The following is a 12,384-nucleotide window of genomic DNA, read 5'->3' on the forward strand; positions in this document are numbered from 1 at the left end:
CTTTCACCATCTAGATAGTTGCCATGCCTGGCACACCAAAAAAAGAGCGAAGATTGTCTTCGCTCTTTCCCTGTCTTCGGGCATTATTCCAGTTTTCTGACGGTGATGGGATCCAGCTCTTCCATCAGACTGCTTCGGAATTTCTCGTATTGCTTCGGAAGCATCAACGCTTCACCGAGCGCTTCCTGCGGCTCATCGATTGTGAATCCTGGAGGGTCTGTAGCGATTTCAAACAACAAATCCCCATATTCCCGGAAGTAGATGGAGTTGAAATAATTGCGGTCTTGAACAGGGGTTACGCCCAGTCCGTATTTTTCTATGTGCGTTTTCCACGCCAATTGCTCCTGATCATCAGCTGCACGCCATGCGATATGGTGGACAGTCCCAACACCCAACCGCCCGGCGCCGACTGCACCCAGCTTTACATCAATGAAATTCGCCGTATCACCGGCAGTTTTAAAGCGCACAAACCCGTCTTCTTCTCCGACTTTTTCAAACCCCATAACCGTTTGCAAAAGTTCCACTGTTTTTTCCGCATTTGCCGAAAACAAAGTAGCGCCGCTGAACCCTTTGATCGCCTGCTCCCGAGTGATGTCGCCGGGTTCCCAGGAACTGGATGTCCCTTCCTCTCTGGCGCTCAGTTCCAAACGCAAGCCATGAGGGTCCTCAAATTGCAGAGACTTTTCTCCGAAACGTTCTGATTTTGTGAATGGGATTGAAAAGCGTTCCAATCTTTTTTCCCAGAACTCCAATGCTCCTGGTGGCACAGCATAGGTTGTCGTTCCGACCTGTCCATCACCGATTTTCCCATTATAGGCTTCCTTACCCCAAGGGAAAAAAGTGATGATGGTTCCTGGATCTGCTCCTTCGTTGCCGAAATATAAATGATAAGTTCCTGGATCATCAAAATTTACTGTCTGCTTTACCAGACGAAGGCCTAAAACGCCGGCGTAAAAATCCACGTTTTCCTGGGGGTCTCCGACGACAGCTGTAATATGATGTATTCCTTTTGACTTCATGGTCATTTGAATCCTCTCCTTATAACTTCCATGTTACCACGGGAATTTCTCGAATTGAATTCATTGACTGCCAAGACACCGCTGAAGCTTTCACTCCTTTTCCGCTTGCTGTTCGTTTTCCTGCTGCTTTTTCCTTTTCAACTCGTCTTCCTCCTCTTTGCTTTCCTTGATTTTTTCTTTTTTTTCTTCTTCTTTTTCTTTTTTTATCTGCTCTTCCTTTTTTTCGTCCTCGGTTTTTTCTTCAACCTTATCCTTTTCTTGTTCTGTTTGCTCTTTTATCTCCTCTTGCTCCTGCTGTTTCATTTCTTCTATTTCTTCCATATCTTCCTGGTATTGTTCTTCCACTTCTGATGTTCCGGGGATAAATGGTTCATGATTGTAATCGGTCCGTTTCCCGTAGCGAAGCATTTCATATATGATTAACCCATTATTCGGCTTGCCGTTCACAGTCTTCATCGGCACTGCATCAAATAACACGTAATAGAAAGCATAAAAAATGAAGCGATCCCAGAAGGTGGCGTATTCTTCCAGATATCCATTGGCCAATAAGGCGTTGATGGTCAGTGCAACGATGACATTAATCAAAATCGGGCTTGCATAGATGGCGATGTAGGCGAATTTCCCTTCCCTTTTCAACGAATCGTAGGAAAACCAGCTGTAGAGATGGTAATGTCTTCTGACATCGAATATGCCGAACTTAAAGAGTCTGGGACCCGAACCTATCGTTAATCGGGGGTTCTCAACACCAAAAAGTACGCTGACAATTAAATATCCGCTTTCCCTTAAAAAAACGACAATCGGCAGGATGATGAAAGCCGATATGACCAAGGATATTAAATCATACAAACCAAACATGCTTTCCACCCCTTTTTGCTTCGCTTTCTGCTTTACTTTGCGCTTTAACTTATCAAATACCCGCATGGAAAAAATTCAACCATGACTTTTATTTTTCTATAGCGGTTATTTGTAATGGTTTGTCATTGTGTTACCATAAAAATCATATAAACGTAATCTGAGGATTACCAACTATTACTTAAGGATGTCTGCTAATGACGAATAAAAAGCAAATCTGCAAATATACAAAATGGGCTGTTCCTTTTTTTCTGATCGCTATTTTAATTGCGGTCACCCTGTTTGAACCAACCGCTTCCCCTCATAATGCATCGGCATCAAAACAAACTGTAAACGTTATAAAAGATCTGGCATATAGTAAAGAAGACAAAGGCTTTTTGGATATTTATTATCCAGCAGAGGTCAACGAAAGCATGCCGGTCATTTTATGGATCCACGGCGGTGGATATATTGGCGGGTCAAAAGAGAGCCGGCAACATTATGCGATGACTTTAGCGGCTGATGGGTATGTTGTAGCCAATATGGATTATGCGCTGGCCCCCATGCATCAATATCCGACGCCTATTTTCCAAGCTAACGAAGCGCTGGAGTATTTGAAACTGCATGCGCCGCAATACGGCGGCGACATGAATCGTATTTTTATCGGCGGTGATTCGGCAGGAGCTCAACTATCAAGCCAGCTGGCAGCCGTCTTAACCAATGAAAAACTGGCCGCTGCTATGGAAATTCAACCTGCTGTGGAAGAAAGCCAATTGCGCGGTGCTATTCTGTTCTGCGGTTTATATAATATGGACACAGTCAGAGCCACCGGATTTCCGAATATTGAATTGTTTTTGACGGCTTATACGGGAGCTGAACCTTTTGAGTCGTTTTCCGATATTGACGAACTGTCCACTGTCAGTCACATTACTCCTGACTATCCACCTGTTTTTATCACAGTTGGCGATGCCGATCCATTTGCTTCCCAGTCAGTGGAATTGGTCCAGGTGCTTAACACTCATCAAGTGCCGGTCGACAGCGTGTTCTTCGATGGCACTTATAAAAACCTTGCACATGAATACCAATATGTATTGGATACAATTGATGCCCAGCAAACACTGGAAAAGACATTGGAGTTTCTTTCACTGAATGGGATGTAATGGTGTTCTACTAAAACGTTGAAAAAATCACAAATTGACCGTATAAAGTGGTAAAGCATTCTCTGTTACGGGAGAATGCTTTTTTATTTTCAAAGATTGAAATCCTTTAATAGTTTAAATTTATCAATATATTTTTATTGTAAATCGATAAATTATGTGGTAAATTTTAATTGAAAAACAAACAAGTGAGGTGCTTTACGTGAAACGGGAAACACTTTTTTTAAAAGCAGTTATTTTTCTTATGGCAATTCCGGTTCTTGCAGTATGCATCTTTGTGGTCCCTTCGTTAGCGGCATTTGCAGCTGAACTGTTGCCGGAATGGCCTTTCCTGCAATACATCTTCATGATGGCTTTGTACGGAACCGCGATTGCTTATTTTGTAGCGTTATACCAGGCATTGAAGCTTTTAAGTTATATTGATCGGAATATCGCTTTTTCGGAGTTATCGGTAAAGGCACTGAAAAATATCAAGTATTGCGCCATTATCATCACGGTCCTTTATGTGCTGTGCCTGCCGCTCATCATGTACATGGCCGAAGTGGATGATGCCCCGGGTCTTGGTGGCCTCGGATTGGTGATTACGTTCGGCGCAATCGTCATTGCGGTATTTGCGGCTGTTCTTCAGAAGCTGTTAAAAAATGCAATCGACATCAAATCAGAAAACGATCTGACGGTCTGAGGTGAAATGATATGGCAATTATAATCAATATTGACGTGATGTTGGCAAAACGGAAAATGAGCGTAACGGAACTTTCGGAGAAAGTCGGCATAACGATGGCCAACCTTTCCATCTTGAAAAACGGCAAGGCAAAGGCGATTCGGTTAACCACGTTAGAGGCGATCTGCAAAGCACTGGAATGTCAGCCTGGAGACGTTTTGGAATATAGAAGTGATGAAGCTGACACGGACGTATAAATTGTTTGAAATACAAGCGTTCAGAAAAGGCTCAGTCGATTTGACTGAGCCTTTCCCTATTGCTGTTACATACGTCTGCAGGACAGTTACAGAACCTGTTACACAGATGCATAAAAACTTGTATTAATTTTTATCCCTGATTTACAGCACTTTGACGCGCAGGTGCAGGAGCCACCACTTTTTCTTTCTTTTTCTTTTTCGCCGGCAGCATATTGAACACAAAATTGAGCGCAATTGCTGTAACGCTTCCTGCCACAATGCCGTTGCTCGTCAAGATTTGAATGCTCGAAGGCAGCAGTGCAAATAATTCCGGTACGACCGTGACACCCAGACCGATTCCGACTGAACATGCCACGATCATTGAATTTTCCTGTGAATTGGCAATCACCGGGCTGAGCATTTTAATGCCCTGTGAAATCACCATTCCGAACATCGCCACCATGGCTCCACCAAGGACAGCTGCCGGGATAATAGTCGTGACGGCCGCAATTTTCGGAAGAAATCCAAGAGTGATCAACATCAAACCAGTGATCAAAATAATTTTTCGTGATTTAACACCGGACATTTGGAGCAGGCCGACGTTTTGTGAAAATGTTGTATAGGGAAAAGCGTTGAAAATTCCACCGAGCAGAACGGCGATGCCTTCCGCACGATAGCCTTTTGCCAGATCTTTTTCTTTCAATTCTTTTTCCGTGATGTCACCCAGTGCAAAATAGACGCCTGTTGATTCCACCAACGAAACCATGGCCACAAGGCACATTGTAATAATGGCGGACCAGTGGAAAGTCGGCAAGCCAAAGTAAAAAGGCTCTACCATATGAAAATATGAAGCTTCTGCAATCGGCGAAAAACTTACCATTCCCAAGAAAGTCGCTGCGATTGTTCCTGCCGCCAATCCGAGTAAAATAGAAATAGCTCTCATAAATCCTTTCGAGAACTTATAAACAAGTATGATAAAAAGCAACGTGCCGAAACCCAATGCAATATTGGCTACAGAACCAAAGTCGCTTGCTCCCTGGCCTCCACCCAGATTATTGATGGCTACCGGGATAAGCGTGATCCCGATAATCGTAACGACAGATCCTGTCACTACAGGCGGGAAAAACCGGACAAGGCTGCCAAAAAAACTGCTGATGACAATGACGAATACACCGGAAACCAAGATGGCTCCATAAATAGCAGAGATTCCATACTGTCCACCGATGGCGATCATCGGGCCAACCGCAGTAAATGTACAGCCGAGAACCACCGGCAATCCGATACCAAAAAACCGGTTGCTCATAATTTGAAGAATGGTCGCTACACCACAAAGCAGAATATCAATTGATACCAAATAAGTCAGTTGTTCGGAAGTCAGGCCGAGTGCTTCCCCGACGATGAGCGGCACAAGAACCGCTCCTGCATACATCGCGAGAACGTGCTGAAATCCTAAAGCTGCTGCTCCCAAAGAGTTTTTCATCGTGACGCCACCTCCTCCAAAAATTTAACTGTGCCATTTTCCAGAGACGAAATGCGTGCCAATGATTCGACGCGTATGCCACGGTTGCGGAGAAGCTTGCCGCCGTCCTGAAAGCCTTTTTCGATGACAATGCCGATGCCGGCGAGTGCGGCTCCTGCTTGTTCCACAATATCCAGTAACCCGAGAGCTGCCTGTCCGTTTGCTAAAAAGTCATCCATTACCAGAACCACATCATTTGGTCCGATAAAGTCTTTTGATACCGAAATCTCATTCGTCTCGTTTTTGGTAAACGAATGAACATTTGCTGTGTATAAACTGTCTACCAACGTCAGGGATTTACGTTTGCGTGCAAAAACAGCCGTTACTCCCATTGATAAACCTGTCATCATGGCTGGTGCAATGCCTGAAGATTCAAGTGTCAACACTTTTGTAATCCCTTCATTGCTGAAACGGGACGCAAACTCTTCACCAATGGCTTGCATCAGGACCGGATCGATTTGATGATTCAAAAACGAATCCACCTTTAGCACCTGATCCGATAATACCTTGCCGTCTGCTAAAATTTTCTCTTGTAATTGTTTCATGGAATTCGCTCTCCTTTCGTCACGCCTGAGTGCATAAAAAAACAGCCCTCAGGACGTGCATCCATTCATACCATGAGTGGAGCAATGTCCTTCGAGCTGGAGTCGAAAGGAAACGACAAAAAATTCGCCAGCACGGAGTTGGGAATCCTGTCATTTCGTTGCTTCTCATAGTCAGTTTGTTTACGGCAAACCGGTAGAAACTTGCGGGCCATATTCCCGCTATTATATGAGTCAGATTTATAATATGGGTTTTATTATAGCATCTCAAAATGAACTTTCAAGACGTTTTCTTCAAAAAATCGAACAATAAATGTGAAAACACATAAATTGTTCGGTTTATTTTGATGTCTATTGAAATTTTCCGCCTTTTATCAAACGTATCCAATTACCGCTGCACTTTCGCTTTGTCTTCAATCAGGTGCTTATGCAATTCTTCCCGGATTTTTTTCGGAATCGGCTCGGATTTCTGCGCACTCAAATCATAATTGACATAAACGGCTGTATTCCTGGCGCATAACTTGCCGTGTTGATGGAGTTCTTCGTACAATTCGAGGCTGCTGTTGCCGATTTTACTCACCCAGGTCCGGATTTCAACATCTTCCCCAAAGTAAATTTGGCTGATAAACTCCAATGTGGTTTTAACGATGACCATTTTCCACTTAGTAAAATCATGATCGGGCGTGAACAAGCTGAACAACGGATTGCGCGCCGCCTCAAACCACACGGGCAGTACAGTATTATTGATGTGCCCTACTCCGTCCGTTTCTGACACCCGTGGTTCCAATACTGTCTGGTACACGGAATTCCCCCTTTGTTTTCCGAAATATATGCCTGTACATTTTAACAGAAAACGCCTCAAAAGCAGCACGGCTTTGGAAGCGTTGGACCTCGTCATTATTTTTTCTTCTCTGCTTGCTCACTTTTTCTTTTGTCCACTTTATAAGTGAATTCCACCAACGCCGATTTATCAGCCGCAAGTCGAACGCGGAACTCCAATTCAGATGAATGCTTGATTTCGTAATCATGGGTCGAGCTTTCCATTTCCCAGATCCGTTCAGAAACGACATGCTCGATATCAACCCGAACGTTTTCCCCTTTACGGTTTTTCAATCTGTATTCATGCGTGACATACTCAAAACCGCCTTGTTTTATCCTCTTTTTCTCCCGGCTGTCACTGACAATATCGAAAGCATTGCCAATGGTGAGCTTTAATTTTTCTTCTTTTGACGTATGCTCGAGGACATCTTCTCCAACAAATTCCATTTCACCGTCCACATCTTGTTCATATACTTTGATCAGGCCTTTCGGCAAAGGAATTCCAAGCTGGTTGGCTGCCGTGTTGTCAATCTCCAGCACCATCTCAGCCCGTTGACTGAAAGGCCCGACTTTATAGATCTTACGGAATGAAGCCCCTTCCATTTTCAGAAAGCTGATTTGCTTCGTTTGTTCATTGAGCACCGTCACGGGACGTTCAATCGTATAGGCGTGATAATCAGCAAAGCTGCGTTCGTCAAATGGCTGTTCGTTGGACATGCTTTCCATTATCACTGGTTCCAAATTCTTTCTCAATATTTCACGGCGTCTTCCATCTCCCGCTATCAGCTTTATCTTTGCATTGATAAAATGAGTGCCTGCCCGATTTTGAAGTTTCACCCAGCCGGTTAAATTGAGTTGATTTCCTGCAATTTCCGCCGCATAGTTCGCCTGCCATTCAACCCCCTGCGTCAAATACGACACTTGTACATCGCCGTCCATCTGTGCGGGCACCACTTTCCAAATGAGGGCCGGCTTAGCCGATAAGCCATCCGGCAGTGAAGGAAGAATTAGCTCCCCTGAAGGATTGATCATAATTTCTTTCGTATCAATCCGCTCTCCGATCATATCATCCGCCACATGTAATAGGCGGATTTGTATTTCTTCTCCCAGCTCCGGGTTGCGAACCGTCACAACTTCACCTATGAATTTCTTTAAAAGCTTTCTTCCACTCACTAAATCGTCATCGTAATTCTGTTCAAGCACTTCGAGGCCGCGCACCAAAATCGAATCTGTCTCGATTTGCTCGGCCACATCCAGGAACTGCACTTCATCAACTTCTCCCGCTGTCGTGATTCGGCGCACTTCTTTCACAACCCCGAAGCCACCAGTGTATATTGTTAAACGAAGCGACTTCCGGTCTTCAAGTGTCGACTGGAATCTCATGAAAACCCTCCTTTCCCGAAATAAAGCATGCCAGTTTGTCTTGTTACTGATTCGACTTATCTTGTTGGATTCCTTTATTTCGGCGGCTGGCAGAGTCGTTAAATATTTTGTCCGAATGAGGAAAAAGGAAATTACATTTCTTTTGCACAAGAACAAAAAAGGAAAGGCAGTGGGCTCTCTGTTGAACCCCTGTCTTTCCTTGCTGCTGACTTAACAAAAAGGCAAATCATACCCCGTACGGCCTCGCTTCCTGTTTTAACATACCCCGAAAGAAGTCTCCCTCTTCAAACGTGTAACGGGCGAAGCCCAACGGTAAGGGGGAGATGAATTTCGGGTGGCGTAGCCAAAATGGTTTTCTTTTTGTTTCTTCGGGTACACTAACTGCAAGAATCTTGTACGTGTTCTTTGACAACCAAACATATGAGGTTGTGGCAAGTTGTGTGTTGCCACGTAAAATGTTTGCACCATCCAAGAGCCATAGACGAAAACCAAGCTACTATGGCAAATCCAACGTACAGTCTTTCTCAACCGTTGGGACAACGGGGTTAGCTCGATGAATTTGCTTGCGTTGGCAAGTATTACCCGAGAAGCCCCCACTTCAAGCGAAGCTAAGTGGTGGGTAGTTCACTCCGTACAATAAAATACCGGGTACTCAAGCAATCACCGGCATCAAAAGTGGACAAGAAACCACTTGGTTCCCCTCTTTTGATCGTTAATTATTGATGTATTTTTCGAATACGTCACCAAAATCCTTTACGTGGTACTGGTTGCGGACCGATGTCATCCATGTAAAGCCGAAGTCCGTAAGTTTGTTGTATTGGTCGTCCAGTGCAATATCGGACAACCGGGAGTTCTGAAGAATCGTTACCGCTTTATCCAGGCTCTGGTTTGCCATATCCATGACAATGGCATTTTCATGCGTCATTTCTGCAATGCGCAAAAGTGACTTGTACAGGTCTTTTAATTGCTCAATTTGGTCTTTTTGGACATCAATTTTATAGTTGATTGTCCCTAATCGGAAAGCGATTTCCACATCGAGGTCAATTTTTCCGGCTGTTTCCAGCAAGACGTCTGAAATGGCATGCTGTGAATAAGGATAGCGCTTTAACGTCCTCTTTGAGGATACGGCACTTTCTCCGTCGACATGGATAAGGGCCAAATTGGTGAAGCAGTATTCATCTGCTTTTGTTTTGATCAAAAAGTAAATTTTCTCTTGATCTTCATGCATTACATAGTCATCAGCATCTGTCTTGTCATAATCCTGCGGAGCAATGATTTTCCCGACGTCCGATAAACCCAGTGCATCTGAAGCCATTTTTTTGAACATCCAATCGTCCTCTTTTCTTTGCAAAATAATGAAACTTCCCACAACTATTTTAGCAAAGAAATTCAGCTCCAGCAGTACGAAAGCAAAACAAGTTCAATTTCCACCTTCCCGTGCCCCAGGAACTTTCTGATTTTCACACGTCAGGTGGAATTTTACTCAAAACTTTTCCATTTGTCTCTATTACAAGTCCCTATGCTTCCAGCGATTTCAAAGCACTTATTATCCGTCGCACAAAAAAGCGGCTGATTTCCATCCATATGAAACTATAAACTATGGAAAATACCAGTATGGCTGACCATACCATTGGATGTACTGGTGATGACGGACCAAAAAGTGGGAACTGCAGTACAAGAGCGACAAAAGAAATTCCTGCAAAGAGTGACATTCCGGATAAAAGTACGACAGGAAGCCTGCGCTTCAGAATTTTGAAAGAGAGCCCCATTACCAGTCCCAGAAGCCCTGTAGTAAATGGAAAAATGAATAATTCTGCCGGCTGCAACATCAACAGCAATCCAATAGCAACAATGTACGCAAAAAAGCCACCCAGTATGGAAACACAAACTGCCACAACAATCGGCAAAGTTGCAAATGGACTGATGAAAAAACCGACTCCCGGTAAAAAGCCACCCGCCGCCTGGAGAATGGTGGCGATGGCAGCCAGGAATGCTGAGACAATCAGCGCATGGGTTCGGCTCCTTACTATATCCGTCCAAAACATCATCGAAAAAATAGGATCTTGCCAATAATTGATAAATCGCTTCATTTATCAAACCTCACAATATCAAAAAGGATTGTAACACTAAAAAGCGATGAATGATTAGTCGAAATCTCTGTCATACAGCACCGATACCGCCCCAATTTCCAATGTATATTCCTGAAGCAGCATATGATTTTTCTGCTTGTCATGAAGAATCGGAAAAACAATATCCACCACATTTGATAAGCCGAGAGCCAATCCCAGCTGCTCCGCCATCCCGAATGCGCTCATGGCATTCAGATTAAGCAGATGCAGTTGATGAAGTTCTTTCCAATATCCCGTTGTTCCGCCCAGCATCGTCTGCAGGTTATCGAGCGCATCGCTCATTTTCCCCATCAGTTCTCCCGCTTTTCTCCGCGTGTCCGAAGAATCCCTGCCAATCGCTTTGTACAATTCCCCGATTTGCTGCTCATGTTCTTTGGCATTTTCTGCCATCCTCAAAACCGCTGTCTTAATATGAGCTTCTCCAATTTTTCCGGCTGTCTGCTCAGCAAGCTGCCTGAAAGAAGCTTGGATCATCAGCAATTGCCCGAACCACTTTTCTACTTTATCGATCTTTTCTTCCCAGCTTTTTTCATCCAGTCCAATGACAATCGGTGCTTTCGCTTTTTCCATTCTTTCACCCCTTTACTTTTTTGTGACTTTCCACAAAACGCCTGTATGAGCATATGCCATCATATGACCTTCACCCACTTGAGCCACCCCAAAGTCCAGCACATAAAGACTTTTCCCATCCGGACTGAATTGGCAGTCGACAGGCCGCTGTATGCCGCCCACCTCTGACTCAACTTCAGATGCCGGCTTCCGGTTGTAAAGAAACGGCTCGCCTTTTCCTGTCTCAACGTCAATCATCATGACACGGAAGCCATTGCTCAGATCTTCTTCACGCGGAGAATTGAATGGCGCCATTGTTCCCCATTCACTGATAAACAATTTGCCACGGTGACCGAATTCATCACTTTTGCAAAAGTCCATTTTGGTCATGCAGGAATGAGGCTTTTCCAGATAAACGGCTGGACCTGCCCACTCCGGCGGATTTTCAATAAGAGGTTCTGCCGCCTTTCCTCTCTCAGGCAAATGCTTTTCGTCCCACACAGGCAGTCCTGTTGCTGCAATATCAGGAAATCCATACCAATCCGGCTTTTGGATGGAACCATGAGGCTTTTTGGCATTTCTAATATGCCAAATCCGGTCAGGGTCCATGGCGACAGCCCGTTCACCCGTTTCTTCCATATCATTGTCTGAAATGTACAGTTCCCCTTCTTCATTGAAAGCCATGCCATAGGGGTTTCTAATCCCCCACGCAATCAGTTCCGGTTCACTGCCGTCCGGTTTTGATCGCCACACTCCTGTGGAACACCATAACTCCCCTTTGACCACTTCTCCTTTTTTCGCCGGTACGCCAAATGGTTTATAAGCGCCTGTCGCTGTCAGATAAGGATAGGGCATTAGTGGGTTACGGCTGAAGACGTTGTTTCCAGTCAACGTAACATCTTCTCCTGGAATGTCGTGGACCTCTGGATTTTTTGCCATGTCTACTGTGAAACCTTGTGGAAGCACAACACCATTTTGTGAAACAGAACCATGGGCGAAATACATCAGGCCATCGTGCGGGCTGAACAAAGGACCTCCGGGCTCATGCCAGCCGCCACTTGGAATTTCGCCATGAATAATCGTACGTTCACCCGTTTCTAACTCATAGCGCACCACTCTTGCCAGGTAACCTCCTTTCAGAGAGACATAGAGATAACCATCACGATAAGTAATCCCTCTTGGTCCCCCTAAACTTTCCTCTGCAAAAACATCTAAATTCCCTTCCGGATTCAACCGTAAAATTCTTGGGATCATAGCTGGACGTGTTGGCCATGTGCTGCCGCCTTCGTTGATGAACAAAGTCCCGTCGTCAGCAAAGGCCATACCGGTCGGAAATGAAAGTCCGGCAACTATCACTTCAACTTCATAACCATCAGGCACAACAACTTGGCTTGCATCAATTTTTGGCCTTGCAGTTGTCGGCAAATTACGCAGCTTTTCTGTCGTTGTTTCGGTGCCTATTTTCATTTGCAGCCCTCCTCGTAAAGTACCTTGACTATATCATAAATTAACTAAATACTCTAAAATCAATAAATTCCT

Annotated in this window: 13 protein-coding genes and 1 riboswitch; of the genes, 3 read left to right on the top strand and 10 right to left on the bottom strand. The window is 44.5% G+C overall.

The genetic code is table 11. From position 1 onward, the window contains the following. Window positions 1-83: 83 nt before the first annotated feature. Window positions 84-1,025, bottom strand: coding sequence for a ring-cleaving dioxygenase (locus EEX84_RS15520; RefSeq protein ID WP_123166564.1), 942 nt, complete (start codon window positions 1,023-1,025; stop codon window positions 84-86). An 84-nt stretch (window positions 1,026-1,109) separates the two neighbouring features. Then, window positions 1,110-1,874, bottom strand: coding sequence for a hypothetical protein (locus EEX84_RS15525; RefSeq protein WP_123166594.1), 765 nt, complete (start codon window positions 1,872-1,874; stop codon window positions 1,110-1,112). A gap of 194 nt (window positions 1,875-2,068) precedes the next feature. Between EEX84_RS15525 and EEX84_RS15530 the strand changes: the two genes are divergently transcribed. The 3 genes from EEX84_RS15530 (at window position 2,069) to EEX84_RS15540 (ending at window position 3,925) form a co-directional block, all read left to right on the top strand. Beyond that, window positions 2,069-3,010 (top strand): alpha/beta hydrolase, encoded by a 942-nt coding sequence (locus EEX84_RS15530; RefSeq protein WP_123166565.1) that lies wholly within the window; start codon window positions 2,069-2,071, stop codon window positions 3,008-3,010. Between the two features lie 241 nt (window positions 3,011-3,251). Continuing rightward, window positions 3,252-3,689 carry a DUF2975 domain-containing protein gene (locus tag EEX84_RS15535; protein WP_240034008.1) on the top strand — a complete coding sequence of 146 codons (438 nt, stop codon included), beginning with the start codon at window positions 3,252-3,254 and terminating at the stop codon, window positions 3,687-3,689. An 11-nt stretch (window positions 3,690-3,700) separates the two neighbouring features. Next, window positions 3,701-3,925 carry a helix-turn-helix domain-containing protein gene (locus EEX84_RS15540; protein ID WP_123166567.1) on the top strand — a complete coding sequence of 75 codons (225 nt, stop codon included), beginning with the start codon at window positions 3,701-3,703 and terminating at the stop codon, window positions 3,923-3,925. Window positions 3,926-4,055: 130 nt separating this feature from the next. On the opposite strand, the gene EEX84_RS15545 is transcribed toward EEX84_RS15540, so the two are convergent. From EEX84_RS15545 to EEX84_RS15585, 8 genes are all read right to left on the bottom strand, one after another. Continuing rightward, on the bottom strand, window positions 4,056-5,384 hold the full coding sequence (locus EEX84_RS15545) for a nucleobase:cation symporter-2 family protein (protein ID WP_192892990.1): 1,329 nt from the start codon (window positions 5,382-5,384) through the stop codon (window positions 4,056-4,058). Beyond that, the gene (locus tag EEX84_RS15550) at window positions 5,381-5,968 is read right to left on the bottom strand and encodes a xanthine phosphoribosyltransferase (RefSeq protein ID WP_123166568.1); all 588 of its coding nucleotides are present in this window, start codon (window positions 5,966-5,968) and stop codon (window positions 5,381-5,383) included. The genes EEX84_RS15545 and EEX84_RS15550 overlap by 4 nt, the downstream gene beginning before the upstream one ends. Before the next feature lie 148 nt (window positions 5,969-6,116). Further along, window positions 6,117-6,218, bottom strand: a riboswitch (purine riboswitch). A 135-nt stretch (window positions 6,219-6,353) separates the two neighbouring features. Continuing rightward, complete coding sequence (locus EEX84_RS15555) at window positions 6,354-6,767, bottom strand: acyl-CoA thioesterase (RefSeq protein WP_123166596.1); 414 nt, start codon at window positions 6,765-6,767, stop codon at window positions 6,354-6,356. Window positions 6,768-6,862: 95 nt separating this feature from the next. Further along, window positions 6,863-8,167 (bottom strand): DUF4139 domain-containing protein, encoded by a 1,305-nt coding sequence (locus tag EEX84_RS15560; protein ID WP_123166569.1) that lies wholly within the window; start codon window positions 8,165-8,167, stop codon window positions 6,863-6,865. A 712-nt stretch (window positions 8,168-8,879) separates the two neighbouring features. Continuing rightward, window positions 8,880-9,494, bottom strand: a complete 615-nt coding sequence (locus tag EEX84_RS15570) for a PH domain-containing protein (protein WP_123166571.1) — start codon at window positions 9,492-9,494, stop codon at window positions 8,880-8,882. A gap of 190 nt (window positions 9,495-9,684) precedes the next feature. Continuing rightward, window positions 9,685-10,257, bottom strand: a complete 573-nt coding sequence (locus EEX84_RS15575) for a YybS family protein (protein ID WP_123166572.1) — start codon at window positions 10,255-10,257, stop codon at window positions 9,685-9,687. A 54-nt stretch (window positions 10,258-10,311) separates the two neighbouring features. Then, window positions 10,312-10,866, bottom strand: coding sequence for a hypothetical protein (locus EEX84_RS15580; protein WP_123166573.1), 555 nt, complete (start codon window positions 10,864-10,866; stop codon window positions 10,312-10,314). Between the two features lie 12 nt (window positions 10,867-10,878). Beyond that, window positions 10,879-12,312, bottom strand: coding sequence for a PQQ-dependent sugar dehydrogenase (locus tag EEX84_RS15585; protein WP_123166574.1), 1,434 nt, complete (start codon window positions 12,310-12,312; stop codon window positions 10,879-10,881). Window positions 12,313-12,384 lie beyond the last annotated feature (72 nt).

It is taken from the genome of Planococcus salinus (assembly GCF_003719725.1).
Classification (GTDB): domain Bacteria; phylum Bacillota; class Bacilli; order Bacillales_A; family Planococcaceae; genus Planococcus; species Planococcus salinus.

Excerpts from the sequence above, each read along its gene's own strand:
- EEX84_RS15550 (WP_123166568.1), bottom strand. The coding sequence starts at position 5,968 with ATGAAACAATTACAAGAGAAAATTTTAGCAGACGGCAAGGTATTATCG.
- EEX84_RS15570 (WP_123166571.1), bottom strand. The coding sequence starts at position 9,494 with ATGTTCAAAAAAATGGCTTCAGATGCACTGGGTTTATCGGACGTCGGG.
- EEX84_RS15520 (WP_123166564.1), bottom strand. The coding sequence starts at position 1,025 with ATGACCATGAAGTCAAAAGGAATACATCATATTACAGCTGTCGTCGGA.
- EEX84_RS15575 (WP_123166572.1), bottom strand. The coding sequence starts at position 10,257 with ATGAAGCGATTTATCAATTATTGGCAAGATCCTATTTTTTCGATGATG.
- EEX84_RS15540 (WP_123166567.1), top strand. The coding sequence starts at position 3,701 with ATGGCAATTATAATCAATATTGACGTGATGTTGGCAAAACGGAAAATG.
- EEX84_RS15585 (WP_123166574.1), bottom strand. The coding sequence starts at position 12,312 with ATGAAAATAGGCACCGAAACAACGACAGAAAAGCTGCGTAATTTGCCG.
- EEX84_RS15530 (WP_123166565.1), top strand. The coding sequence starts at position 2,069 with ATGACGAATAAAAAGCAAATCTGCAAATATACAAAATGGGCTGTTCCT.
- EEX84_RS15545 (WP_192892990.1), bottom strand. The coding sequence starts at position 5,384 with ATGAAAAACTCTTTGGGAGCAGCAGCTTTAGGATTTCAGCACGTTCTC.
- EEX84_RS15535 (WP_240034008.1), top strand. The coding sequence starts at position 3,252 with ATGGCAATTCCGGTTCTTGCAGTATGCATCTTTGTGGTCCCTTCGTTA.
- EEX84_RS15560 (WP_123166569.1), bottom strand. The coding sequence starts at position 8,167 with ATGAGATTCCAGTCGACACTTGAAGACCGGAAGTCGCTTCGTTTAACA.
- EEX84_RS15525 (WP_123166594.1), bottom strand. The coding sequence starts at position 1,874 with ATGTTTGGTTTGTATGATTTAATATCCTTGGTCATATCGGCTTTCATC.
- EEX84_RS15580 (WP_123166573.1), bottom strand. The coding sequence starts at position 10,866 with ATGGAAAAAGCGAAAGCACCGATTGTCATTGGACTGGATGAAAAAAGC.